At 57.4% G+C, this 24,227-nt stretch carries 29 protein-coding genes and 1 pseudogene; 19 read left to right on the plus strand and 11 right to left on the minus strand.

What is annotated here, in order from left to right:
• Nucleotide 1: 1 nt before the first annotated feature.
• Nucleotides 2–1,126: an ATP-binding protein gene (locus ACODR6_RS29805; RefSeq protein WP_109854015.1), complete on the minus strand. Its 1,125-nt coding sequence runs from the start codon at nt 1,124–1,126 to the stop codon at nt 2–4.
• 116 nt (nt 1,127–1,242) lie between these two features.
• Here ACODR6_RS29805 and ACODR6_RS29810 point away from each other — a divergent pair, with 116 nt between their 5' ends.
• From ACODR6_RS29810 to ACODR6_RS29820, 3 genes are read left to right on the plus strand one after another with little or no spacing between them, the layout of a single operon-like run.
• Nucleotides 1,243–1,467 carry a DUF2188 domain-containing protein gene (locus ACODR6_RS29810; protein WP_020918827.1) on the plus strand — a complete coding sequence of 75 codons (225 nt, stop codon included), beginning with the start codon at nt 1,243–1,245 and terminating at the stop codon, nt 1,465–1,467.
• Between the two features lie 51 nt (nt 1,468–1,518).
• Entirely contained in the window at nt 1,519–1,779 is a 261-nt protein-coding gene (locus ACODR6_RS29815) for a hypothetical protein (protein ID WP_181366535.1), read from the plus strand.
• 18 nt (nt 1,780–1,797) lie between these two features.
• Nucleotides 1,798–2,055: a hypothetical protein gene (locus tag ACODR6_RS29820; protein ID WP_109854017.1), complete on the plus strand. Its 258-nt coding sequence runs from the start codon at nt 1,798–1,800 to the stop codon at nt 2,053–2,055.
• A gap of 96 nt (nt 2,056–2,151) precedes the next feature.
• Here ACODR6_RS29820 and ACODR6_RS29825 read toward each other — a convergent pair whose 3' ends face one another.
• The 3 genes from ACODR6_RS29825 to ACODR6_RS29835 all read right to left on the minus strand — a co-directional run bounded on the left by ACODR6_RS29825 (nt 2,152) and on the right by ACODR6_RS29835 (nt 4,186).
• Nucleotides 2,152–3,273 (minus strand): RHE_PE00001 family protein, encoded by a 1,122-nt coding sequence (locus ACODR6_RS29825; RefSeq protein ID WP_109854018.1) that lies wholly within the window; start codon nt 3,271–3,273, stop codon nt 2,152–2,154.
• 216 nt (nt 3,274–3,489) lie between these two features.
• Nucleotides 3,490–3,921: a plasmid maintenance toxin (PemK-like) gene (locus ACODR6_RS29830; protein WP_489026043.1), complete on the minus strand. Its 432-nt coding sequence runs from the start codon at nt 3,919–3,921 to the stop codon at nt 3,490–3,492.
• Nucleotides 3,908–4,186, minus strand: a complete 279-nt coding sequence (locus ACODR6_RS29835) for a type II toxin-antitoxin system Phd/YefM family antitoxin (protein WP_489026045.1) — start codon at nt 4,184–4,186, stop codon at nt 3,908–3,910. Before ACODR6_RS29835 ends, ACODR6_RS29830 begins: the two co-directional genes overlap by 14 nt.
• Before the next feature lie 80 nt (nt 4,187–4,266).
• On the opposite strand from ACODR6_RS29835, the gene ACODR6_RS29840 reads away from it, so the two are divergent.
• Nucleotides 4,267–5,427 carry a site-specific integrase gene (locus ACODR6_RS29840; protein WP_489026047.1) on the plus strand — a complete coding sequence of 387 codons (1,161 nt, stop codon included), beginning with the start codon at nt 4,267–4,269 and terminating at the stop codon, nt 5,425–5,427.
• A 29-nt stretch (nt 5,428–5,456) separates the two neighbouring features.
• Here ACODR6_RS29840 and repC read toward each other — a convergent pair whose 3' ends face one another.
• The 3 genes from repC to repA all read right to left on the minus strand — a co-directional run bounded on the left by repC (nt 5,457) and on the right by repA (nt 9,264).
• Nucleotides 5,457–6,695 carry a plasmid replication protein RepC gene (repC, locus tag ACODR6_RS29845; RefSeq protein ID WP_489026049.1) on the minus strand — a complete coding sequence of 413 codons (1,239 nt, stop codon included), beginning with the start codon at nt 6,693–6,695 and terminating at the stop codon, nt 5,457–5,459.
• Between the two features lie 189 nt (nt 6,696–6,884).
• Nucleotides 6,885–7,892: a plasmid partitioning protein RepB gene (repB, locus tag ACODR6_RS29850; RefSeq protein WP_489026051.1), complete on the minus strand. Its 1,008-nt coding sequence runs from the start codon at nt 7,890–7,892 to the stop codon at nt 6,885–6,887.
• A gap of 154 nt (nt 7,893–8,046) precedes the next feature.
• Nucleotides 8,047–9,264 carry a plasmid partitioning protein RepA gene (gene repA / locus ACODR6_RS29855; RefSeq protein ID WP_489026053.1) on the minus strand — a complete coding sequence of 406 codons (1,218 nt, stop codon included), beginning with the start codon at nt 9,262–9,264 and terminating at the stop codon, nt 8,047–8,049.
• A 374-nt stretch (nt 9,265–9,638) separates the two neighbouring features.
• Here repA and traI point away from each other — a divergent pair, with 374 nt between their 5' ends.
• From traI to ACODR6_RS29920, 13 genes are all read left to right on the plus strand, one after another.
• The gene (traI, locus tag ACODR6_RS29860) at nt 9,639–10,265 is read left to right on the plus strand and encodes an acyl-homoserine-lactone synthase (protein ID WP_489026055.1); all 627 of its coding nucleotides are present in this window, start codon (nt 9,639–9,641) and stop codon (nt 10,263–10,265) included.
• A gap of 10 nt (nt 10,266–10,275) precedes the next feature.
• Nucleotides 10,276–11,253: a P-type conjugative transfer ATPase TrbB gene (gene trbB, locus ACODR6_RS29865; RefSeq protein ID WP_489026057.1), complete on the plus strand. Its 978-nt coding sequence runs from the start codon at nt 10,276–10,278 to the stop codon at nt 11,251–11,253.
• Nucleotides 11,243–11,623, plus strand: a complete 381-nt coding sequence (locus ACODR6_RS29870) for a TrbC/VirB2 family protein (protein WP_489026059.1) — start codon at nt 11,243–11,245, stop codon at nt 11,621–11,623. The genes trbB and ACODR6_RS29870 overlap by 11 nt, the downstream gene beginning before the upstream one ends.
• On the plus strand, nt 11,616–11,915 hold the full coding sequence (locus ACODR6_RS29875; protein WP_489026061.1) for a conjugal transfer protein TrbD: 300 nt from the start codon (nt 11,616–11,618) through the stop codon (nt 11,913–11,915). The genes ACODR6_RS29870 and ACODR6_RS29875 overlap by 8 nt, the downstream gene beginning before the upstream one ends.
• Before the next feature lie 10 nt (nt 11,916–11,925).
• Complete coding sequence (locus ACODR6_RS29880) at nt 11,926–14,382, plus strand: conjugal transfer protein TrbE (RefSeq protein WP_489026063.1); 2,457 nt, start codon at nt 11,926–11,928, stop codon at nt 14,380–14,382.
• Nucleotides 14,354–15,157 (plus strand): P-type conjugative transfer protein TrbJ, encoded by an 804-nt coding sequence (gene trbJ / locus ACODR6_RS29885; RefSeq protein WP_489026065.1) that lies wholly within the window; start codon nt 14,354–14,356, stop codon nt 15,155–15,157. The genes ACODR6_RS29880 and trbJ overlap by 29 nt, the downstream gene beginning before the upstream one ends.
• Nucleotides 15,154–15,351 carry an entry exclusion protein TrbK gene (trbK, locus tag ACODR6_RS29890; protein WP_489026067.1) on the plus strand — a complete coding sequence of 66 codons (198 nt, stop codon included), beginning with the start codon at nt 15,154–15,156 and terminating at the stop codon, nt 15,349–15,351. The genes trbJ and trbK overlap by 4 nt, the downstream gene beginning before the upstream one ends.
• Nucleotides 15,345–16,520: a P-type conjugative transfer protein TrbL gene (trbL, locus tag ACODR6_RS29895; RefSeq protein ID WP_489026069.1), complete on the plus strand. Its 1,176-nt coding sequence runs from the start codon at nt 15,345–15,347 to the stop codon at nt 16,518–16,520. Before trbK ends, trbL begins: the two co-directional genes overlap by 7 nt.
• A gap of 24 nt (nt 16,521–16,544) precedes the next feature.
• The gene (locus ACODR6_RS29900) at nt 16,545–17,207 is read left to right on the plus strand and encodes a conjugal transfer protein TrbF (protein ID WP_489026071.1); all 663 of its coding nucleotides are present in this window, start codon (nt 16,545–16,547) and stop codon (nt 17,205–17,207) included.
• Nucleotides 17,208–17,223: 16 nt separating this feature from the next.
• Nucleotides 17,224–18,036, plus strand: coding sequence for a P-type conjugative transfer protein TrbG (trbG, locus tag ACODR6_RS29905; RefSeq protein WP_489026073.1), 813 nt, complete (start codon nt 17,224–17,226; stop codon nt 18,034–18,036).
• Between the two features lie 2 nt (nt 18,037–18,038).
• Nucleotides 18,039–18,476 (plus strand): conjugal transfer protein TrbH, encoded by a 438-nt coding sequence (gene trbH, locus ACODR6_RS29910; RefSeq protein ID WP_489026075.1) that lies wholly within the window; start codon nt 18,039–18,041, stop codon nt 18,474–18,476.
• Between the two features lie 13 nt (nt 18,477–18,489).
• Nucleotides 18,490–19,785, plus strand: a complete 1,296-nt coding sequence (trbI, locus tag ACODR6_RS29915) for an IncP-type conjugal transfer protein TrbI (protein WP_489026077.1) — start codon at nt 18,490–18,492, stop codon at nt 19,783–19,785.
• A 324-nt stretch (nt 19,786–20,109) separates the two neighbouring features.
• Nucleotides 20,110–20,814, plus strand: a complete 705-nt coding sequence (locus ACODR6_RS29920) for an autoinducer binding domain-containing protein (protein WP_489026079.1) — start codon at nt 20,110–20,112, stop codon at nt 20,812–20,814.
• Here the strand turns inward: ACODR6_RS29920 and ACODR6_RS29925 are convergent.
• Complete coding sequence (locus ACODR6_RS29925; protein ID WP_489026141.1) at nt 20,811–21,134, minus strand: transcriptional repressor TraM; 324 nt, start codon at nt 21,132–21,134, stop codon at nt 20,811–20,813. The two genes, ACODR6_RS29920 and ACODR6_RS29925, sit on opposite strands and share 4 nt — an antisense overlap.
• Nucleotides 21,135–21,333: 199 nt before the next feature.
• Here ACODR6_RS29925 and ACODR6_RS29930 point away from each other — a divergent pair, with 199 nt between their 5' ends.
• Together ACODR6_RS29930 and ACODR6_RS29935 are read left to right on the plus strand one after the other, a co-directional pair.
• The gene (locus ACODR6_RS29930) at nt 21,334–21,549 is read left to right on the plus strand and encodes a helix-turn-helix domain-containing protein (RefSeq protein ID WP_489026081.1); all 216 of its coding nucleotides are present in this window, start codon (nt 21,334–21,336) and stop codon (nt 21,547–21,549) included.
• A pseudogene (locus ACODR6_RS29935) lies at nt 21,548–21,841 on the plus strand (transposase); the annotation flags it as partial. The gene ACODR6_RS29930 and the pseudogene ACODR6_RS29935, both read left to right, overlap by 2 nt.
• Nucleotides 21,842–21,889: 48 nt before the next feature.
• On the opposite strand, the gene ACODR6_RS29940 reads toward ACODR6_RS29935, so the two are convergent.
• From ACODR6_RS29940 to traF, 3 genes are read right to left on the minus strand one after another with little or no spacing between them, the layout of a single operon-like run.
• Nucleotides 21,890–22,513: a TraH family protein gene (locus ACODR6_RS29940; RefSeq protein WP_489026083.1), complete on the minus strand. Its 624-nt coding sequence runs from the start codon at nt 22,511–22,513 to the stop codon at nt 21,890–21,892.
• Nucleotides 22,514–22,526: 13 nt separating this feature from the next.
• Nucleotides 22,527–23,687, minus strand: coding sequence for a conjugal transfer protein TraB (locus tag ACODR6_RS29945; RefSeq protein ID WP_489026085.1), 1,161 nt, complete (start codon nt 23,685–23,687; stop codon nt 22,527–22,529).
• Complete coding sequence (traF, locus tag ACODR6_RS29950; protein ID WP_489026087.1) at nt 23,677–24,207, minus strand: conjugative transfer signal peptidase TraF; 531 nt, start codon at nt 24,205–24,207, stop codon at nt 23,677–23,679. Before traF ends, ACODR6_RS29945 begins: the two co-directional genes overlap by 11 nt.
• Nucleotides 24,208–24,227 lie beyond the last annotated feature (20 nt).

The raw sequence follows: 24,227 nt of genomic DNA on the forward strand, positions 1-24,227 counted from the left end.
GCTATGCCTCCCCATCCTGTTGCTTCAAATATGCATAAATGGCTTGCCGTGACACACCAAGGATGCGGGCGGTATCCGCGCCCGCAATACCGTGTTTCTCCTTCAATGCCATCGCCACCTGCCGCTTTTGCTCGGCGTCCAATGGCTGCCGTTGGACAGGGGCGGTCCGCCCTGAGCGGGGCTCTAACAGAGCCGCAATGACGGCTCCAAAATCGATGTCACGCGAATCATGAACCGCATGACGCCGTGCTGACAAGCTCATCGTTTCGATATCGGCCCCCGATAGTCCTGCTGACACTGTAGCAAACAGTTCGGCGCGACCATCTTCATCTTTATCCTCAAAGAGAAAATGCCGCCACAGATCGGCACGGACGCTTTCCTCCGGAAGCCCAAGATCTATTTTGTAGGGGAATCTTCTCCAGATCGCAGGGTCGAGAAGGTGGGCATGATTGGTTGCAGCAACCACGATCGAACTCGGGTCCAGCCCATCAAGCGCTTGAATGACGGTATTGACCACACGCTTGAGCTCGCCCAGCTCGTGTCGATCGTCCCGCAGTTTTGCAACAGCATCCATTTCATCAAGAAATAGAACAGCGTTCCGCGCCGGTACGAAATCAAAAACGGAGCGAATATTTTTTGCCGTATCGCCGAGCAGCGAGGATATCACGGAGTCGAGCCGGACGACGTAGAGCGGTCGTGACAACTGTGCAGCGATGTGCCCGGCAAGAAGAGACTTACCTGTTCCCGGTGGGCCGGAGAGCAGAAGCCCTAGTCGCGACGCCAATCCTTTGGCACTCAAGTCATCAATGCGACGGGCATCCGCGATGAAATCGCTGAACACGCGCCAACCGCTTTCATTCAGGAAAACAGGTGTATCGGGCCAAGTCTGCTCTTCGACAAGCGGCAAGCGGGATTTAGAGTCAACAGGCAGGGATTCCATGTAACCAGACGCCTTCAAAGGTACCCCCCTCTTCCGAACCAGCGCCTTGAGTTCCTTGGCAATGGAAGTCTCACCATTCTTGTCGAGGTCTCGCGCGAGCGCATTCGCGGCTCTGCGTACGCGCGTGTAGTCAGCGGATAGCGCCGCATCGGCTAACTCCAGCACATTTTTCATCTCTATGGTCATGATCACTCCATGCGTAAAATTTCTACCCCAACCCGTAAACCACAATAGCCATATTGACAATTAAATTTTCATTAATGTAATGTGGATTGGCACTCAAGAAAAAGGAATCTGATGCAATGACAAAGAAAAATCAGCATGTGGTTCCCCACAACGGCGAATGGGCCGTGCGGGGCGCTGGAAATCAGCGAGTGACCTCTACTCATGGAACGCAGGCCGACGCGGCTGCTGCTGCTCGCAAGATTGCGATCAACCAGCAGAGCGAAGTGGTCATCCACCGTCCCAACGGTCAAATCCGGGACAAGGATTCCTACGGTCGCGACCCGTTCCCGCCACGTGGTTAAAACCTGAGGCCGCCTGGAGTGAGGCGGCCTCTTCATCAAAGGAGAGAAGAAATGCAGTTTGAAGGCGCATTAGTTCGCGAGCAGGGCGTCACATTCGCCATCGTCATTGTTAAGCCGCACGTTCTCAACAGCGGCCCTCAAGCCGATGAGGTTGCTTATAGCTTCCAGCCAGCATTCCCCGGCGTGCCGATTGTTCTCATGGCGCAAAACAGCCGGGGTGTCCCGACATATCGTGGTCGACGTGATCTCGTTAATTTTCTGTCGCGGGTGCCTATGCAGGCGATACCCTGGAAGCGCTACACCCTGAACTGATCGGGAAGAACTACATAGATGCTCAAAACCGATACCCGTCAGGCAAACTGGCGACGAGCCAATCCGACAAAGTATGAGGCTCACCTCATCGTGCAGCGTGCCTTAAAGGTCGCCGAACTGAGGAAGAACACGTGTGAGGTCTGCGGCAACGCAGCCGTCGATGCCCATCACGATCAATATGATGAGCCTTTGAAAGTCCGGTGGCTATGCCGTCGCCATCACACGAGGCTTCACCATTACGGCGAGGACCTGTTTCCCATCCGGACTTCGTGTTAGCGCTCATCAGAGAGGTGCGCAGAAGAATACGTGAGCCTACGAAGCCAGGGTCACGGGAAAACAGCGTCACAGACGGCGGCAAAAGAATTTATCCGACTAGATAATCCCCCACGCCCGAAACCGCCCCCTCCCGGTCATCTCGCGCAAGCCCAGCTCCGAAACAATCCGCCGCGCCGCCTGCGGCGTCACATCGAGCGTTTTGGCCACCATCCCGGCCGACACCAGCGGCTTTGCCATGACCAGCTCGACCAGCTCCGGCAGCTTTGACGACGTTCGCCGCCCCTCCAGTTTTCGGTCCATCATCGTCTTCGCCAGCGTCAGCCGGTCATGCTCTTTCATACCGGTTTCGGCGACCGCAATCAGGCCGTGGGCGATCGCCAGCAGCCGCGTCTCCCGATCACGACTTCGGCGCCGATCGACGGGAATGGTTTTGAGGCCGAGATTGATGGCAGCGAGATGGGCGCCGGTGGTGATGCCGGCCTGTCGCAAGATCGAGGCGGCGAACAACCGGCCGAGCCAGGGCGCGTGCTGCAGGACGGCAAGCTCGTTCCAGGCGTCGAGGGCGACGATGGCCTGCAGCACCGCCGGCAAGTTTTCGGCCTGACGCAACACGCCACGCCATTCATCGAGCCGGGCATCCTCGTCCCAGTCGAGATCATAGACCAGCGGATCGGCCGGAGCCCGGCCGGGCTTTTTGGCTCGTTCGATCGCAGCGTCAGAGCGCGCAAGCAGCGCATCGATAGCAACATAGTCGACGCCGGGGAGATCTTGGGCCTCGTCGGCGTCATCCCCCTCCCCTTCCGCTTCTATCGCGATCGCCGGCCGAGCAACCCCGGTCGTCGTAGCCTCGTCCGCGCCGCTCGCCCCGATCTCCGAGGTCTTCCGCAGCGAGCGGATACCCTCGGCCGACAGCGCCCAGCCCGGCAATTGGGCGGCGATGCGCCGACGGGTTCGCAGCACGTCGCGGGCGATTGTCAGCTCATGGGTGGGTGTGCGAACATCTTTTGTGGCGTCGTGGAGGATGAGGTCTTCGAGATGGACGAGTTCGCTATCTATCCACAGCGAGGCACAGGCGTCAACGAAGTGGATGCGTTCGATCCAGCCCTGGCCGACCGGCGAGCGAGCGGTACGCTCGTCCAGACGTGTCAGAACGACACCTGCTTCGAAAGCCGGCCGCATCAGGGGCGTCATGCTGATTTTCGTGAGATCGTAAGCCATTGAAAGTTTGGTAAATGATTTCTTAAAGGAACTCTACTGCAATATTGTAGTTCCTCACATGGTATGATCGTGTGTTGGGCGTCTAACCATCGATAAGTAACTCTTATCGGATGTGATTGATCTGACGGTTCTGAAGGACTAAAGTCGTGGCAAATCACGCTGGGAACGACTGCTGGACGGCGGAGCTTGAAGGCGAGCGACAGGATGAATAGCTACTCAATCACTGCGAACGGTGGCCTTGTGACGTTGGCTTCTCGCGAGCTCGACAAAACGACGCTTTACCTCTTCAAACAAGGCCGGTGGCAATGGCCCGTGATATCCGCTCTCGCTGTCAACAGGGCGAACGTCAGGCCCCGGCCAGACGAAGCGGTTGCTTTCAGTCAGTACAATCCACGACCGTTCGTCATCGAGACCGAGGCGGCGCTTGGTAGCCGGCGGAATTTCGATTGCTTCGCTGGGCTCGGACGGCGGGGAATGTGTGATCGGCAGGACACGAACTGCAGGCGTCCCATCCTCGAGCGTCGCAACAATGGCCAGGACCAGAGCGGGTCGGTCCTTGTCCCCCTCCTCTCGTCCCTCCAGATGCTGCCAATGCCAGAGATAGGAATAACGGAAAACCCAGCCGACCTTCGGTTCAGTCGGCAGCATTCTTGTCCATCAGCAGTTCGTCATTGAGATGATCCAGGCCCGGCTCCATCTTCGAAGCCTCGATCGCGGCAAGCTCGTCGTCACTGATCGCAGCTGTCAGATCGACCCGCCGATCTCGCTTGGCCAACCGGAGATAATCTTCGTAGGCCATCAGCACAGTACGCGGACGGCCGTTCTTAGTGATGATCACCGGCTCTCGCACGGCCGCATCCTGGTAGGCGCCAAAATTCTTCGAAACCGCAGCTGCTGTCACAATCGACGTCATGGCAGATCTCCTTTATTCCGGAATATACGGGGTTTCCGGAACTTTGACAATCATTCTGATCGACTCCGTGGATTGCGATAATGCGAAAGCCGACAATATCCGCGTCAAGCAACGCGCCTGTGTCACGCCGCATCGAAGAACTCGACACGATCGCTTCCGTTCTTCCCATGGAACGCCGCGACGAACTGGCGGAACTGCTGACCGATCAGGATATCGACACCCTGCGTCATCTGGTCAATGAGGGCATGGGTGCCAACACGCTGCGCGCACTGACTTCGGATCTTGGCTACCTGCAGGCCTGGTCGCTGGCCGCCACAGGTCGATCACTTCCCTGGCCAGCACCAGAAGCACTGCTTCTCAAATTCGTCGCGCACCACCTGTGGGACGCAGAGAAGCGTCTGACGGATCCGGAACACGGGATGCCGTCGGATGTCGAGGAAAAGCTCCGGATCCAGGGATTTCTGCGGACGGTCGGACCGCATGCACCCGATACCGTTAGCCGGCGGCTCGCCACCTGGTCCACGCTGACGAAATGGCGTGGGCATGTTGGTGCCTTTGCCTCCCCTGCCCTGAAGTCCGCCATCCGATTGGCGGTGCGGGCAACGCCACGCCCCAAGCGACGCAAGAGTGCCAAGGCCGTGACAGGTGATGTTCTATCCAAGCTCATCGGGACCTGCCGCACCGACAGCCTGCGCGATGTGAGGGACAAGGCAATCCTGATGGTCGCTTTCGCCTCGGGCGGGCGGCGTCGCAGCGAAATGGCAGGGCTGCGCAAGGAGCAATTGGTCATAGAAGTGCCGATCCCTGTTGAGGGGTCATCTCCCCTGCCCTCTCTTTCCATCCATCTCGGTCGCACCAAAACCAGTGGTGCCGACAACGACGAGGTAGTCTACCTCACCGGTCGTCCCGTCGATGCACTGAATGCCTGGCTCCAGGCGGGCAGAATAGACAAGGGCAGCGTGTTTCGGGCTATCGATCGCTGGGGCAATGTCTCAAGCCGCGCACTCGATCCCAAGGCCATCAGCGATATCGTCAAGCAACGCGCCGCCATGGCGGGGCTCGACCCGGCTGACTTCTCTGCCCACGGCCTGCGCTCCGGCTATCTCACCGAAGCCGCCAACCGCGGCATTCCCCTTCCCGAAGCCATGGAGCAGTCTCGCCATCGCTCGGTCCAGCAGGCGTCGGAATATTACAATCACGCTCAACGCCGAAGCGGCAAAGCCTCCCGACTTCTCGATTAAGCTTCAAGTTCAATAGGCCAGCCAATCGTTCAAGCCATTCGTCGGTTTATGCCAGCATTGGCGCGCATCAGTGACATCAGCATCGGTCCCAACCCGAACTCCCCTGCCCTCGCTCGCCGCGTGAGATCACGAAGATATCCACCTGCCGAGTTGATGTGCCCTGCCCTCTCAAGGATTGCAGCCATAGCAACCGCCGCGTTCTCCGGCCCCATAACCTCACATGCCTCCTGGTAAGCCGATGGACTGACGCCAAGCATGGATCGAACCACCACTGCGGCTCCCATCAGATCGCGCCAATGGGAGATCGCGCCCCCAGGTCCGTAGTCGGAAATCTGCGGGCAGGCTTTCAGGACCATCGACAGCGGGAACGCCTTCATCTGTTCAGGCTTTGCCAATGACTGGACTACCGCTGCCCGTTCAGCTCCTGGCTCGGCGGCTCCGCCCTGCTCTCTTCTAGAGCTAGGTTCAAGTTCATTGATGGATTCGGATTTTGAATTCTGTATGTGGCATCCGTTTTGGATAGCATTGCCATCCATATTTTGAGAATTCAGTTGATTTTCCAGAATGTTGATGATCTCCGTACGCAGACGCTGCATCTCGTCGAGGATTGCTTCCACCTGGTGACGGTCTGGATTGCGGGGGAGTCGGCCGACAATGCCTACATACATGTCTTCGATGGCTTCCCAGTCGCCGTCAACCCCCTCATCTATAGCGGCGGAAATCAACTTCCGGACATCACGCCGGCAGATCGTCAGTGCCTCTTTGACTCGTCTGAACTGCAGACGTTCGGCTGCGACTTCCTGTGCTAGGCTGGCAAGTTCCGGAGCACGAGCCAAAAGTGGAGAAAGATCGAAACCAAAGGCCTGCTCGATATCGCCACCCCTGTCCCGGTGAGCGTAGCGCTTGCCGTTCGGACTATCCTTGCGCTGGATGAGTCCGGCTTCGACCAAGGCAGCCAAATGGCGCCGCAAGGTCGTTCCAGTGATGCCGTGCGCTCTGACAGAAAGCTGGGCGTTCGAAGGGAAGACCACCAATCCGCTATCGCAGTTGAGCTCGCTTTCCGGATAAAACGTCAGCAATGCGTCCAACACAGTCAGCGCCCTGTCCTGGAGGCCGAGGCGTTCACGGGCTTCACAGGCGTCGCGAAACACCTTCCATTTTTCGACCGGGCGGTTTGGTTTCGTCTCGGACGTCTGGAGCTGCCTCTTTACAAGAGCAAGCACAACGGGCCGCCGCCCAAAGGGCGTCGTTACATTTTCGGGATGCATTTTCCTACCTTTCGAAAGGCAACAGAAAACACTCGCCGGAACGACGTCAAAGACTCTTGACGGAGATTCTGAGAAGTGCGATTCTCTCAACCGACCAAAGTGGAGAAGGCTCTTCGGAATTCGTTTCGGAGGGCTTTTTCTTTGCCGATTTGCTTCACTCTTGAAACAATCCAGCGGCTTAGCTCATCATCAATCTCCCTCGTCATTCTGGTTCTGAAATTGTTCATAAAGCTCATCGAGTCTCGCCGAGACAAACTGGGCGAACGCTGGAACAGCTTTCTCTTCGAACACAATGAAGGTTTTGCCCTCCTTCGATTCGATCCTTACTGCCCGTTTACCCGTTGGAGTTCTCCAAACGTCCGTCGACTTAGATCTCTTCGTGCTCGCCTTGAGGCGCCCCGACAATTCACCCAGCAGACCGCTGAGACGCGCGTCGCTGTCTAACCGCTGTTCTACGTAACCTCTTAGAAGCTGATGGGCGGTTTCGACCACTGACGGATTTGCAAGATGTTCGGCCAGCGCCATCCATCTGGCGCGTCCTGCCTTTGGCGCAGGGCCAATCAGGTTCACCACACTGTCCGGCAATCGTCGAGCCACTGCGATGTATCTGCTCACATCGGCTTTATCCGTTACGAGAGCAGAAATGATAGTGGCGCGGTCGCACCCACCGTCTTCCAGATTTCGTGCAAAGAAGGCTTTCTCGATAAAGGATAGATCCTTCCGATCCAGATTTTCCCGGCCTTGGGCGATATAGAGTTGGCTGTCAGAAAGGCTTTTGACAATTGCGCGGACAGGTCGCCCAAGCTGTTCAGCCGCTCTCAGACGACGTCGCCCGTAGGCAATCTGAAACCGCCCAGCCGTTTCAGGATTTGGACGAACGAGGATCGGCACCTGCTGCCCATGTTCAGCAATGCTTGCTACCAACGCCTCAAAATCAGGGTCGATCTCGATCTGTATACGATCAGTGATCTTTGAGCTGTCGATCGCAGATGGGTCGAGGGAAACGACCGGTTCGCCTTCGGCCAATTGTTGCTGCAGTCTAGTTACCTGCTTCGCATTTTCCGCCATCTCCTGGAGTGAGGACCCCATAGCCGATATTGCACCAGTGCGCACCCGATCAGGAGACCTGGCCGGTGAAGCTGCGGTGACGATCGGTTTTTTCATGAAGAGATTGTCTATGGAATCCTTGCGGCTCATGAGCTTGCTCCAAGATAAGAGCGCCGATCAATTGGCCCGCTGTTGGGAGCTCCCAACACGCTCAGATCAACACTCTGGGAAGATGTGCCAGTCGTGATGGTTGGGAGCTCCCAACAACCCGCGAAATCACCATGTAGACAGCCGGATCGGGTGATCATGCTCTTCCCCAGGCCTGCTTAATTAATGTCTCAACTTCCGAGTTGACCGCTTCCAAAGACTCCATCGCCCGATCATAGGTCGAGCGCGTCATGTTCTCACGACCAATTTCATAGAGGGTCTGCTTGGTAAGGCCAGCGTCCGATACCGCCGCAGACTTCAGCATCGGGTTCGTCAACACATGGTCGTCAAACAGATTCCGCAGCAGAGCCGCGACCTTCGTTTGAGGAGCGTCTTGGGGCTCATATCTGGTCAGTAGGTAGCGGATGAAATCATACTTAAGTTCGCCACCAGCATCCCGCACTACGCCGAGCAGATCGCGAGTCATCAAGAGGAACTGACTCATCGATGATATATCGAGCATCTGCGGATGAATGGTAATGATCATCGCGGTCGCGGCGCACAATCCACTGAGCGTTAGGAAGCCGAGCTGCGGAGGGCAATCAATCACGACGACGTCGTAATTGTCCGCAACCTCGTCGAGCGCCGCCGCCACGCGTGCAAAGAACAGCGTTTCGCCTGAAGCTCCCGCACTGAGCGCTCTGGGCGTTGTATGCTCGAACTCCATTAGTTCCAAATTACCCGGGACGAGATCCAGACCGTCGAAGTAAGTTGGACGGATCACCTGCGAAAGTGGGCGACGCTCTTCGTCGTAGCGAATGGCAGCATAAAGAGTCTGGTTTGACGCGACATCCAATTCCGGAAGCACACCTAGCAGTGCCGAAAGACTGGCTTGTGGATCGAGATCGACGGCTAGAACGCGATAGCCCTGGAGAGCCAGAAATTGTGCCAAATGAGCTGTCGTTGTCGTTTTGCCGGACCCGCCTTTGAAATTGGTGACTGCAAGAACTTGCAGATGCTCACCTGGGCGACGGTGAGGGACAAACTCTATCGTCTCTCTACCGCGTGTCGATTGGGCGAGTAGTCGACGAATCTGATTGATCTCACTGAGATTGTATAGACGCCTACCGTTGCTCGTAGTTTCCGGCTGCGGTCCTTCACCAGCCAGCGTCATCTTGCGCAACGTGGAATCAGATATGCCGATCAGACGAGCAGCTTCACCCGACGTAAACTTACGGAGGACCTTTTGTGAAGTCGGCGGAAACAGTGCTTCGCTCATAGACTTAAGCTGAGAGCTCAGGAGTTCAGCCTGCGCCCCGATGGTTTCATCAGCACTTGGGAGGCTGTGCCTATTCACGTTTTTAGCCACACTCACGATGATCTCTCTTATCACGGATTTTAAGCCGAAACGGCCTATTTGCCGTGACGATACCCGCAACCAATTTCTTGGCAAGGACTTAATGGTTAACGCGAACCTACTCGACGTATTGCCATCAACAGCACCCCGAACAGATTACGTATTTTATACAGGATCTTAGCGTCGCCCTTGCAGCTTTCTGTTCCTCATATGTTTTACTGTGAATCCTGCAATTTTCCGAAGCCGCAAAGCAGTCAATTTCACAACCAACCCGATGCAGTAGCCATGTCTACCGCGACTCAGCGCGATTCTCATTTGTAGAATCCTACAACTGCCGCTCGATTCCGATCCGTGCACATATCTCAATCGACTGAACAGCGACGGAGATATCCATGCAGCTATTAGCGATTTCGACACCTCGAACCGAAGAGGAAGCGAGACTGCTCGCGGCCCAGCACGGGCTCCGAGCAAAAGTCTTCGCCGACCGGTTGGGATGGGAAGTCGACGTTCACGACGGGATGGAAGTGGATCGTTTCGATGATCTACGTCCAACATACATTCTCGCTGTCGGGGATGACGATCGTGTCCATGGCTGCGCACGACTTCTGCCCGCCACAGGGCCAACAATGATCCAAGAGATTTTCCCATCACTTCTTCCAGATGGCAGGCTGTTCCCGCACGCCGCAATGATCGAAAGCTCGCGCTTCTGCGTCGATACGCAATCGCAAGAATCGAGCACGCATAGCTCCATCAACGACGTCACGCGAGCGATGTTTGCTGGCATCATCGAGTGGTCAATCGTCAACGGCTTTAGCGACATCGTCACCGTGACGGATCTGCGGTTTGAGCGGATCCTCTCCCGCGTCGGATGGCCTTTGCAACGACTGGGAGCACCTCAAAAGATCGGTGTCACCACGGCGATTGCCGGCGTTCTCCCTGCAGATCGAGCCTCGTTCCAGCGGTTACAGCCGCCGCACTATCGGTCGCTCATCGCCACTTCCTTCCGCAAGGCCGCTTGAGGAGAGCCACGTGACCCAGCTTCTTTCCCATCCAAGACTTGTACGCAAACTCCAGGAGGCGCTGGGCGATCAGCTATGCGTCGCGCTCGACGACAGCAATGTCGTTGAGATCATGCTCAATCCCGACGGCAAGCTGTTCATCGAGCGGCTCGGTCACGGCGTAGCGCCGGCCGGGGAAATGTCATCCGCTGCGGCGGAGATGGTCATCGGGACTGTTGCGCACGCTCTTCAGTCCGAGGTCGACACCAATCAACCTATCATCTCCGGTGAGCTGCCAATCGGGGGGCACCGGTTCGAAGGTCTGCTGCCTCCCATCGTTGCGAGACCGGCGTTCACTATACGCCGGCGTGCCTCACGTCTCATTCCGCTCGATGACTATGTTCGCAGCGGCGTCATGACAGACCTGCAGGCTGGAACGATCAGAAGCGCAATCGCTTCTCGGTTGAACATCATCATTTCAGGCGGGACGGGCTCCGGGAAAACGACGCTCGCCAACGCAGTGATCGACGAAATCGTAAGAAGTGCGCCAGAGGATCGCCTTGTGGTCCTCGAAGATACGGCGGAGATCCGGTGCGACGCCGAGAACGCCGTTCTTCTGCACACAAGCGACACCGTTGATATGGCCCGCTTGCTCAAGAGCACGATGCGCCTTCGACCTGACCGCATCGTCGTCGGCGAGGTGCGCGATGGCGCCGCCCTCACGCTTCTTAAAGCATGGAACACAGGACATCCGGGCGGGGTGGCAACCATCCATTCCAATACCGCCATGTCGGCACTCCGCCGGCTCGAACAACTGACGGCAGAGGCAAGCCAACAGCCAATGCATGAAGTCATCGGTGAGGCCGTTGACCTCATCGTTTCGATCGAGCGCACGCCCCGCGGCCGGAGAGTCCGGGACATCATAACCGTCGAGCGCTTTGCCAATGGCGAATACGAAGTCCAGTCCGAGCATCTTACGGAAGAACAGGAGGCCCGTCATGTTGCGTAAGACCACGATTTTCTCTCTCGCCCTCTGCGCAGCACATTTTGCTTTTGTAGCGCCGGCAATGGCGAGTTCGGGCGGTGGCAGCCTTCCCTGGGAAGGACCACTGGAGCAGATCCAGCAATCGATAACAGGTCCAGTCGCTGGATACATCGCGCTCGCAGCCGTTGCCATCGCTGGCGGCATGTTGATCTTTGGCGGTGAACTCAATGATTTCGCGCGACGGCTCATATACGTCGTCCTGGTCGCCGGTATTCTGCTCGGCGCCACAACGATCGTGGGTCTCTTCGGTGCAACCGGCGCCTCGATCGGCATTTCAGAGAACGTCATCTCCACCTTCCCAGCTATCGATGCAGGGGAGGGGAGAAATGGCTGAAGCTGCCTCGAGACTACAACGAAATCGAATTCATCGCGCGCTGTCGCGTCCGAACCTCCTGATGGGCGCCGACCGGGAGCTGGTCCTCATCACCGGCCTTGCGGCTGTCATCCTGATATTCGTTGTCCTGACGGTCTATTCAGCGTTGTTCGGCGTGGCTGTCTGGATCGTCATCGTCGGCGCGCTCCGGATGATGGCGAAGTCCGACCCGCTGATGCGGCAGGTTTATGCCCGGCATATTTCTTATCAGCCCTACTACAAGCCGACCACGTCACCGTGGCGGAAATACTGAAGGTGCCGTCATGGTAGCTCTCAAACGTTTCCGCGCAACCGGTCCATCCTTTGCCGATCTCGTCCCCTATGCGGGCCTTGTCGACAACGGCATTCTTCTTCTGAAGGACGGCAGTCTGATGGCTGGCTGGTACTTTGCCGGCCCGGATTCCGAGAGCGCGACCGATGTCGAGCGCAACGAGCTCTCGCGGCAGATCAATGCCATCCTGTCACGTCTTGGCAGCGGCTGGATGATCCAGGTTGAGGCAATCCGGGTACCAACCATCGACTACCCAACGGAAGAACATTGCCACTTTCCAGATCCTGTAACACGGGCAATCGATGCCGAACGTCGGTTACACTTCGGTCGGGAACAAGGACACTTTGAAAGCAAGCATGCGCTTGTCCTGACATACCGACCTCTTGAATCTAGGAAGACTGCACTCAGCAAGTACATCTATTCCGACGAAGAAAGCCGCAAGAAATCATATGCGGACACCGTGCTCTTCGTCTTCAAGAACGCGATCCGCGAGATCGAGCAATATCTGGCGAATGCACTTTCGATTCGACGAATGGAAACGCGCGTAGTTTCTGAGCGGGGAGGGGAGCGTAAGGCGTGCTATGACGAACTTTTCCAATTCGTTCGCTTCTGCATCACCGGTGAAAACCATCCGGTTCGCCTTCCAGACGTGCCAATGTATCTGGACTGGCTGGTCACAGCCGAATTCGAGCACGGTCTGACGCCAAAAGTCGAGAGTAGGTTTCTAGGTGTTGTCGCAATCGATGGCCTGCCGGCCGAGAGTTGGCCAGGTATCCTGAACAGCCTTGACCTGATGCCGCTGACATATCGATGGTCGTCGCGGTTCATTTTCATGGACGCCGAAGAGGCCCGGCAAAAGCTCGAGCGGACCCGCAAGAAGTGGCAGCAAAAGGTGCGGCCCTTCTTCGACCAGCTGTTCCAGACACAGAGCCGCTCCGTCGACCAGGACGCCATGACCATGGTGGCGGAAACCGAGGACGCAATTGCGCAGGCATCGTCACAGCTTGTCGCCTATGGTTTTTATACCCCAGTCGTCATCCTCTTCGACGAGGACAGAGAGGCGTTACAGGAAAAGGCAGAGGCGATCCGTCGCCTGATACAGGCGGAAGGTTTTGGCGCGCGCATCGAAACGCTCAACGCGACTGATGCTTTCCTCGGCAGTCTTCCTGGCAACTGGTACGCCAATGTCCGCGAACCGTTGATCAATACGAACAATCTTGCTGATTTGATCCCACTCAACTCGGTCTGGTCGGGCAGTCCTGTCGCACCGTGCCCGTTTTATCCTGCCAACTCCCCACCGCTCATGCAGGTCGCGAGCGGCTCCACACCTTTCCGGTTGAACCTCCATGTCGATGACGTCGGTCACACGCTGATATTCGGGCCAACCGGCTCCGGCAAATCAACGCTCCTGGCCCTGATCGCCGCGCAGTTCAGACGCTACCAATTCGCCCAGATCTTTGCGTTCGATAAGGGCAATTCTCTTCTTCCGCTCACCCTGGCGGCTGGCGGGGATCATTATGAGATAGGCGGGGATCATGAACAGGAGGGGAGGGCTCTCTCGTTCTGCCCTCTCTTTGATCTTTCAACGGACGGCGATCGCGCTTGGGCGAGCGAGTGGATCGAAATGCTTGCTGCTCTGCAGGGGGTGACGATCACGCCAGACCATCGCAATGCGATCTCTCGGCAGGTGAGTTTGATGGCGACTGCGTCCGGGCGATCGCTTTCGGATTTCGTAAGCGGCGTTCAGATGCGCGAGATCAAGGATGCGTTGCATCACTATACCGTTGATGGGCCGATGGGCCAGTTGCTGGATGCCGAGGAAGACGGGCTCACATTACGGGCCTTTCAGTGCTTCGAGATCGAGCATCTGATGAACCTTGGCGAACGAAGCCTTGTGCCGGTCCTCACCTATCTATTCCGCCGCATTGAAAAGCGATTAGACGGCTCACCGAGCCTGATCCTCCTTGATGAGGCCTGGCTGATGCTGGGCCATCCGGTTTTCAGAGCCAAGATCCGGGAATGGCTGAAGGTTCTACGTAAAGCGAATTGCGCAGTCGTCCTGGCAACACAATCGATCTCGGATGCGGAGCGATCCGGCATTATCGATGTGCTGAAAGAATCCTGCCCAACAAAAATCTGCCTGCCGAACGGTGCCGCGCGTGAACCGGGCACACGGGAATTCTATGAGCGGATCGGCTTCAACGAACGCCAGATCGAGATCGTGTCGGCCGCAATCCCGAAGCGCGAATACTACGTGGCGACACCAGACGGCCGGAGGCTGTTCGAAATGTCGCTTGGTCCAGTCGCGCTGAGTTTTGTCGGCGCGTCCGGGAAGGAAGACCTGAAGCGCATCCGTGCACTGAAGGCTGAGCATGGCCGGACCTGGCCAATCAAGTGGATTGAAATGAGAGGAGTGCATGATGCCTTATCGCAATCCGATTTCGAATAGACTGTTGGCTGGGCTGATGACTGGTGTTGTCGTGTTTGCCACGATTCCTGCCGCGCAAGCTGGGTCCGCCACGGGTGCGGCGACCGAATGGACGCAGCTTGCCAATAATGCACAGCTCATAGACCTCCTGAAAAGCTCTGGAATTCAGGTCGACAATCAGATTACTCAGATCGGACAGCTGGCGGAGCAAATCCAGAACCAGCTGAAAATCTATGAAAACATGCTGCAGAATACCGCGCAGCTTCCCGACCACATCTGGGGACGGGTCGAGGGAGATCTCAACCGCCTGAGGAGCATTGTTGAGCAAGGCCAAGGCATTTCCTTCTCGATGGCGAATGCCGACGATGTCTTGAAACAGAGGTTCAAGAGCTACGCCGACCTCAAGACGAACCTGCCGAATGCCGAGAGTTTTTCGTCTAGCTATCAAAGCTGGTCGGATACGAACCGGGATACGATTTCCGGCACCCTCAAAGCCGCCAGTCTGACAGCCGACCAGTTCGACAGCGAGGAAGACACGATGAGTTCGCTGCGAGGAATGTCGGAATCGGCAGACGGGCAGATGAAGGCGTTGCAGGTTGGCCATCAGATTGCCGCGCAGCAAGTGGCCCAGATGCAAAAGCTCCGCGGCCTCGTTTCGCAGCAGATGACGATGATGGGGACCTGGCTGCAGACCGAGCAGACGGACAAGGATCTTGCGCAGGCTCGCCGCCAAAAGTTCTTCAATGCCGACGTCCGGACCGTGCCGGCGGGACAGAAGATGGAGCCGCGCTGGTGAGCCGCCGTGTTGTCGTAATCATTGCCTTGGGGGTTTCGGCGGTTAGTGCCGCAACAACCGTATTCTTCGTCACGATCGAACGCACGAAGCCGGCGATGACGGAGGAGCAGAAGGCAACTCGCGGGAAATTCTTTGGAACGTCGAAGGAGCTGCCGCCCATCAAGGATGGTCAGGAGATGCGTCCACGATGGTAGAACTCAGGTTTAATGGCACACTTTTTACAGTTGGAATTCTTTGCATCGCATTCGCAGGGCCTGCGTTTGCCCAACAGGGTCAAGTCCTGACCGAGCTCGAGAACCAGGTCTCTGCAGCCGCGAAGGGATGGGAGAACACCATCATGGATGCCGCGAGATCCTTGTTCTGGATCCTCGCGGCGATCGAGGTCGGCATCGCAGCCGTATGGCTCGCGATCCAGGCAGCGTCTCTCGATAGCTGGTTTGCAGAACTGGTGCGGCGGATCATGTTCATCGGCTTCTTCGCCTTCGTGCTAGATCAGGGGCCGACAGTGTCGCGCGCCGTGGTCGACAGCCTGTTCCAGATCGGCGCCGGCGGCGGATCGGCGTCTCCAGCAGAAGTTTTTGACGCGGGGATTCGGGTTGCTTCACAGATGTCCGAACAGGCAAAGTTCGGCGTGTTCGAGGATAATGCGCTTGCTATCGCTGCCGTCCTTGCAATGGGCATTGTCGTGATCTGCTTCTCGCTCGTGGCGGCGATCTTCGTTTCCGTGATGGTCGAAATGTATGTCGGGCTGCTTGCTGGCATGATCATGTTGGGCCTCGGCGGATCGTCCTACACCAAGGATTTCGCTGTCCGGTATCTCGTGTACGCGTTTGGCGTCGGCATGAAGCTCATGGCTTTGGTCATGATCGCGAAGATTGGCTCGGAGGTCCTCCTGGGTCTCGCTCAAGCGCCGACAGCAGAAACCGATCAATTCATCACGACCTTGGCGATCGCTGGCATCTCGGTCGTTGTCTTCATCATAGCGATGTATGTCCCAAATATCATTCAGGGGGTCGTGCAGGGCGCTTCTGTCACCGGTGGGATGGAAACCATCCGACACGGTGGTCAGGCCGCATCGTTTGCCGCCGGCGCTGCCATGCTTGCCGCCGGAGCAGCCGGAGCGGGCGCCGCGGCGGCTCAATCCGCCAGAGCGGCGGGATCATCTGCGACGGGGGCCGCGCTGCGCGGTATTGGGGCCGCAATCGGATCCGGTACCAAGGCGGCCGGATCCGCCGCGAAAGAAAAAGCGATCGGCTCGCCGGGCGCCTATGCCGGATCGCTTCTTGGCCTCGCCAACGCCAAATTGGATGGCAGTCGAGGCGGTCAAAGCGGCAAACCCACTCCCCCGGAACGCAAAGAATAATTTTCAATAGCGAGGGAAACAGACATGGCCGCAAACCGCGCCCCTGAAAGCCCGTATCTTGCCGCGCGGCAGGAATGGACGGAGAGATATGGATCCTACGTGCAGGCCGCGCGCGCGTGGCGGATCGTCGGCATTCTCGGATTGTCTATGGCCGTGATCGGCTTCACCTATGCGATGTACCTCAGTACGCAGGTCAAGCTCGTTCCCTATATCGTTGAGGTCGACAAACTCGGCACGTCGGTGACGGCGGGCTTTCCCCAGCAGATCGAGTATGCCGATGCCCGCGTCGTGCGAGCGACCCTCGGCAATTTCATCACGAGCCTCAAATCAATCACGCCGGATGCGGTTGTGCAGAAGCAGTACATCGACCGGACCTATGCGCTTCTGAGGGCGTCTGATCCCTCGACACAAAAAATCAATGCGTGGTTTCGCGCCAACTCGCCTTTCGAGCGGGCAAAGACATCGACTGTTGCCATCGAAGTCAGCAACATCGTGGCCCTTTCCAATCAGACCTATCAAATCGACTGGACTGAATATGAGCGTGATCGCAAGGGCAAGGAAACCGGAACCCGGCGGTTTCGCGGAATTGCGACAGTGGCGCTAACCGCGCCACAGGACGAGGCGATCATCCGTCTCAACCCGATCGGTCTCTATGTTCAGGACTTCGACTGGACCGCACAGCTTTAAGGGCAGGGGGATACGTATGCACAAAAATGGATTGATTGCTGCCTTCGGCTGCATGGCCGGACTCGTCCTCGTGGACGGCGCGATTGCGCAAAGCATGACCTCTAACGAGGTCAAAGGGACAAACATCTCACGGAAATGGCGTGGCACCCCTGGCCTGGTCACAACCGGGCCAGATGGGAAGGTCATTTTCCTATTCGGCGAAGTGCAACCCTCCGTCGTATGCTCACCTCTCCAGGTTTGCGATATCGAGTTACAGGGCGGCGAAGTCGTCAGAGACGTGCTCGTCGGCGACACCGTTCGCTGGAAGGTGGAGCCGGCAACATCGGGCGCGACAGGCGGCCAAGCCATCCATCTAATCGTCAAGCCCTCGGAACCCGGTCTTGTCACGTCGATGGTCGTGACCACCTCGCGCCGGACCTACCATATCCAGCTGAAATCGCACCCAAGCCAATACATGGCCCGCGTGGGCTTCGAGTATCCGGAGGACGCATCCACCAAGCTCGCCGACATCAACGCGAGGCTTGAGACGGGCGGAATTCCTGGGACCGCTCCCGACAAGTTGAACTTTTCCTACACGGTGAGCGGAGGCGCGTCGTGGAAGCCGAAACGGGTCTATTCCGACGGCGTCAAAACCTACATTCAATTCTCAAAGTCGATATCGGGGCAGGATGCGCCGGTCCTGTTCGTGGTAAGTGGGGGACAAAATCGCATCGTCAACTATCGAATGAAGAACGATATGATGATCGTCGACTATGCAATCGACAAGGCCGTTCTTCTGTCAGGCGTTGGCTGGCGCCAACAAAAGATTACGATTCGGCGGGGAGGGTGATCATGCGAACGATCACCATCCTCACTCTCATGGCCGCACTTGCATCTGGCTGCCAAAGTACAGATGCGGCAATCAACACAAGCTCCGCCCCGGTTGCGATCACGGCTCCCGCCGCAGGCGCTATTGCTGGTGATATGGCAAGCCGGCTTGCCGAACAGATCGGACCAGCAGGCACGGCATCCATCAAAATGGAAAATGACCAGAGCGAATATGCGATGGCGCTCGAGGCCTCATTGAAGGGCTGGGGCTACACCGTCATCACCGATGGCAAGGTGGCGAAAGACCAGAAGCCTGTGGAGATTTCCTATGCGCTGGATCACTTTGACGGGCAACTCCTGGCCCACATCGGGACTCCATCCGTCGCGCTCGGCCGCACCTACGCCGTGACCGCAGCCGGCGCGACGCCGTCGAGCCCGCTTTCCGTTATGCAGAGAAACTGAGGAGGCCGGCCACATGGTCCAATCGCTCCAACTTGGCAGTCCCGTGGGATCTGATGGCCAGCAGGGGATGCGCCGGCTCAATCGCCTGCCAATCATCATTGCCATCACGATCATCGTTTTATTCTTCGGCGTGGTGATCATTGGGCTTTCCTGGCGTGGCCTGTCGTTTAATCGGAACAACTCCCTCGACAGTGCCTCTGGCACGCCAGCAACGAATTTCGGCGACCAGCTAAAGAAAGGCGTGACCGATGGGATAATTGGCGAGCCGGACGGTCGAGAAATCTTCCAACCTACCCCGGTCGTCGTTCAGAAGCAGGAAAAGCAAGAACCGGCTATCGAACAAAAGGAGGTGCGTGAGGCCCGGCAGTCGCGACTTGAGCCTGAAGAGGAGTGGAAGGCAAGGCTAAAGAGAGAGCAGGACGAACAGTATATCCGTGAGGCGCAGCGTCAGCGGATGGCGCGATTGCAGGCGAGGGCGACCGCGTTCGATTCACCTCTCAAGGTGGATGTTTCAGAAATCGCTGAAAAGCCTGATGTCGCCGATGATCGAAGCCAACGAGGCAACGTTACGGGCAGTAGCGCATCCGATCTTTACGCGACGGCTATGAAATCAGGACTGCTCGGGCAGAGCGTCGATCCAAACGGCCAAGCTACCAAGGAAGACTTCTTCAATCAGGACATTAAAGACCTTGGCTATCTGCCGAACCGGGTAGTGCCTCAGTTGTCACTCTACGAGCTCAAGCGCGGCTCGGTCATTCCAGCGACGCTGATCACCGGCCTGAACTCTGATCTTCCGGGAAGGATCACGGCGCAGGTCAGTCAGAATGTCTATGACAGCGCCACCGGGTATCGCCTGCTTGTACCGCAAGGTGCCAAGCTGTTTGGGCGATACGATTCCAAGGTTTCGTTCGGTCAAGAGCGTGTTCTGGTTGTTTGGACAGACCTCATATTCCCAAACGGTTCGACCTTACAGATCGGCGGGATGGCTGGCACCGACGCGGAAGGCTATGGAGGCTTTCAGGACAAGGTCGATCGTCATCTGTTGCGAACGTTTGGCTCCGCGGCGCTCGTTGCGCTGATCGGCACGGGCATCGACATGTCAGTGCCACAAAGCTCAACGCTTGCGACACAGGACACAGCCTCTGACGCAGCGCGCAGAAATTTCGCGGAATCCTTCGGTCGCGTGGCTGAACAGACCATTTCGAAGAATCTGAATGTGCAGCCAACGATACGGATCCGGCCGGGCTACAAGTTCAATGTGCTGGTCGATCAGGACATCATTTTCCCGTCGGCCTATCGCGGTCAATGACGACCGCGATTGAGTGGAATGAGCAACGCGGGAACCCATTGCTGTAGAAAGGCTCCTGACAACCACACCAATGGCGAATACTTTCATATTTTCGTCATCTTTCGAGGAGACGAAATGTCCGTTACACCTTAGCCGCGAACCTCAATAGTCGATAGCAATCACGACTTAGGGTATCGCGCACAGCAAACATGAACGTGCCCATGTCTCGTTCACTATCCGAAGTCCCGGCCGGCAGTGCGCAAAGTCGCAAAATGGCCTGCAGTTCCCTCAGTTACTGGGGAGAAGCGCAGCCGACTACCAGCCCTGAAATTAGGAGATACGTCCATGGACGCCACTGCTCAAACGCTTATCGACATGCTGGAAGTGGCCCAGGACGAGCAAATGGTAAAAGGAGCAATAAAAAGCTTCGCCAACGCGTGCGGCTATACTCAGTTTGCCTACCTCCATACCGAAGGTTTGGACATAAAGACATTCAACACATATCCGGAGCCATGGCAGAAGGCTTATCTCGGCAACAACTATTCTCGAATCGATCCGGTGATCACTCAAGCAAAACGGCGTGGCGACGTTTTCAATTGGACGTGTGAAGACTGGCCGGCCCGTGGCACTTCCGATCTGAGACGGTTTCGTGACGAAGCGATAGATCATGGAATTTGCTCGGGCATTACCATTCCCGTGAACGGCAGCTTTGGGGCAACGCACATGTTGACCTTCGCCTCGAACGCGAGATCGGTAGATATATCGGGGTTGCTCGATGACCGAACCGCCGTTCAGATCGTCATGGCCATTCACTACCGACTGAGAATGATTGGCGCATCGACGGTTCTCAATCCAAAACAGGCACTCTCGCCACGAGAACTGCGATGTGTGATGTGGGCAGCGAAAGGTCGAAACACGCCTGATACCGCAATGCTAACTGGCATCAATGCCCGGACAGTGCAGCACTACCTCGACAACGCCAGGCGCAAATTCGATGCGCAAACTTTGCCGCAATTGATCGCAATGGTGAAGGATCGGGGGCTGTTCTAGTCGTCTCCGCTATCGTCGCGAACCTCTGGGACATACCCAAGCAGATCGAGCATCCTCGATAACTGCTCTTGTTGAGCCTCCGCTTTCATCTGTCGGGCGAGATACTCATCCTGCAGGCTTTTCATAATATCAGCGGGTGTATCCGGATTGTTGCTGGCGCGCAGCCATTCCTCGTAGACAGCTTCGTCAGCGGCCATCAACCGTCGTTGCTCTCGTATCTGCTCGACGGCTAAAGCTTCAAGTTCAGCTTTGGGCATGGAACTATAGGGACAGCCGAAAGCCAGCTTCTCCGATTTGGCGGGTGACGCGTCTTTTTTCATTCGTTTTAGTAGACCAATTATTTCCAGATCAAAACCTGACTGCACAAATCGACGCCGTGGCGCCGCCTCACCAATCGATTAGCGCGAACCGTCCCGCAACAATCGAAACCTTCGGATTCCTCCACCTTTAACATCTCAACGGCGGAATCGGAACTATCGTTCCTGGAACGATCATTCTTATTGCGGCTCCCCTCTTGCCATGGATCTCAAGGAAGTCATGGCAATTAACCTGCGTCGGGTTCGTCATGACAAGCAAATGACGCAAGAAGAGTTGGCCTATCGGGCGGGATTAAGCGTGCGTTACATCGGAAAGATCGAACAAGGGCATGTCTCAGCCAGCGTAACCGTACTTGGCCAAATTTCCCAGGCTTTGGGTGTCGAACCAGCAGAACTTGTGACCCGAGCCTTCCGGTGATGCGGAAGCCGACGTGCTCGCCTACATGGCTTTCCCGGCGCAGCACCGCACCAAGCTTTACAGCACGAACCCGCTGGAGCGTCTGAACAAGGAAGTGAAGCGCCGCGCCGATGTCGTCGGCATATTCCCCAACGAGGACAGCATCGTTCGTCTCATCGGAGCGGTCCTCCTCGAAGCAAACGACGAATGGCAGCTCCTCAGCCGATACATGCAGGTCGAGGCAATGGCCGAGCTAAGCCCACAAATAATCGAGGAGGAAATGACACTGCAAGTTACACCCAGAGCCGCCTGATCATGACGGCCCGGTCCCACACCCGAAATTACACCAACTTGACGGACGCTATCTCCCACCGATCCTTGAAAGGTCGATGCGCATTTCACCCGACCCGGCGTCTGTCGCTGCGCCAGACGCCGGATCTGCGATCTCACCGGTATCCCCTTCCAGCAGCGCCTCTCCTTCGGCTCGCGTTTTTGGCAAAGTCTTGCCGCGAAGGAACGTCGCGCCACCTGGATCGTCAGCTTGGAAGACTTGCGTGCCTTCGAACATGCCTGTTCTCCAGGCGTGGATCGCATCATCGATCAGTTGCGGCATAACCTCCCTGCTCGTCGGGCTCCCGTACCATTTCGTGACGATACGGGCGACCTTCGCAAACAGAGCCGTGCCACGCTTGAGGTTTTCGCAGGGATCAACGAGAGCAGCATCCAGCTGAGCAATGTCTGCTATGCCAACGCCTGCGGGATATTGGGTAAGACCCACCCGCACGTTCGCTTTTCCCACATACTGTCTCATGATCTCGAGCGCCGCTTCGGAGGAAGCCGGTTTCGGAACAAGAACCAGGCGTCCGCCGGACTTGACTGTGATCGCCAAAGGATCGTCTGAGCCTGCCGCCGCCACGAATTGCTCGACGATCGCGGGCGTCAGGGAAGGGTCAGCACATTTTTCGATCAGCGCTATGTCAAGCATGAGGACCGTCCAGCTAAATGTTGAATGAGAGGATGATGGGTTTGCCGAAGAGGCGACCCCAGGCCCGGGCACTCGTGCGCTGGATGTCGACGATCGAAGTGCCTGATGTCCACCAGCCGTTGCCCACAGCAACGATCACATCGGGATCATGCAGCATTGATTGGATAGCCGGCCAGACGATCAGCTGTTCGTAACAAATCAGCGGCGCAATCCTGAAGCCGTCGAGTTCTACGACCGGATTTGCGAAGAAATGCGCCTTCGCGCCGGCGCCTTCTCCAACGACGCTCCTCCAGGGTTGCCACATCGAACCGGGAACGGGCATGCGCTCGCGATAAAGGATCGCGCTGCTATCCGCACTGACCGAAACGAGCACATTGTCATACCCCTTCGCGTCGATGAGCGCGGCGCCAGCAATCACTGTAGTCCCGGTCTTAGCGAGCGCCCTTTGCCAAAGCCGCGCAAGAGTCGGCGTCCAAAAGCCGAGGGCGCTCTCCGGAAGGACAACGAGATCAGCGGGCCCCTGACGGCGAACAAGTTCGATGAGTGCCCCTTGGCTTTCAAGGCTCGCGTCGCGACCAAGCGAAGATCCCATTTCCAAGTCGACGCCTCGCCACGACGCAGGTAAGCTCTGCTGCGTCCAGAAAGCGGCGGACCAGAGCCAGAAGCCAGTCATGGCAATGGCAGCAGCCGGCCACCGGCGAGTCGTCATCGCGCCAAGGCCGGCTGCCATCGCCAACATCCCCCACCACCCCCAGGCCGGGAACAATATGCCGGCCGCCGTCACAGGATGCGCCCATCCGGTAATCCCGAACGGCGGGACCGCCATGATCACACAGGCGATCAGGAAACGGAGGGGCTTTCGCCAACCGGCGCAATTGGACCAGAGTGCTGCATGCACAATGACGAAACCGGCTGAAGCGACCAGCCACAAGAGCAAACCGGGCCAGATATCTGATGAATAGAAGTTCGCCACACCCTGCGGCAGTCCACGCGACGCAGCGAGGAAGTAGGTAGCACAAACAGCGGACACCTGCAGGCGCGTTCGCGCCAGAGACCAGAGCAGGGGCAAGGCGGCGGCGACAGGAAGCAGGAGCATATGACCGCTCCAGCCGGCCCAGCCGGTAATTGCTGAAATGCCGACCAGCGTGGCCGCTCGGAACAACTCACGGCGCATAGGTCCAGACCTCCCGCGCCAGTCCCAGAATGCCGTCCATCGGCAGAGGACCGAAATACCGGCTATCGAACGATCCCGGAAACTCCGAATGGAGGAAAACCATGCCGGGAGGAATGGCACCCCCATCGTAATGCCCCATCTCACGCCCCTGGCCGTCCACCCGTGCAACACGCGAGTGAGGCAGCGGCCGGCCGTCGACGCGCACATCATCCGCTATCTCGATCGCCTGCCCGGATGTCGCCACCACCGTCTTGATCAGCGGCGCGACCCAACCGGCGCAAAGGCCGAAGCGCAGATATCCACGCGCTCGCGCCTCGCGCATCCCGTTGGTATCAGGTGGGCAGATGAAGATCAGATCGCCGACCAAGATCGGACGATCGGGTTCGACGATCCGCCACAGACCCAGCGGCTCACTCGGCGTAAGATTGACCCTGAGCCCTGCGCTCCCAAGCAGCCCGATCAGTCCAAGCGTGAACAGGCTGACGCTGCTGATTCGATAGAACCAGACGAGCCGTTTCATGCGCCGTAGCACTCTGTGTC

The organism is Rhizobium sp. FG96, assembly GCF_057808655.1.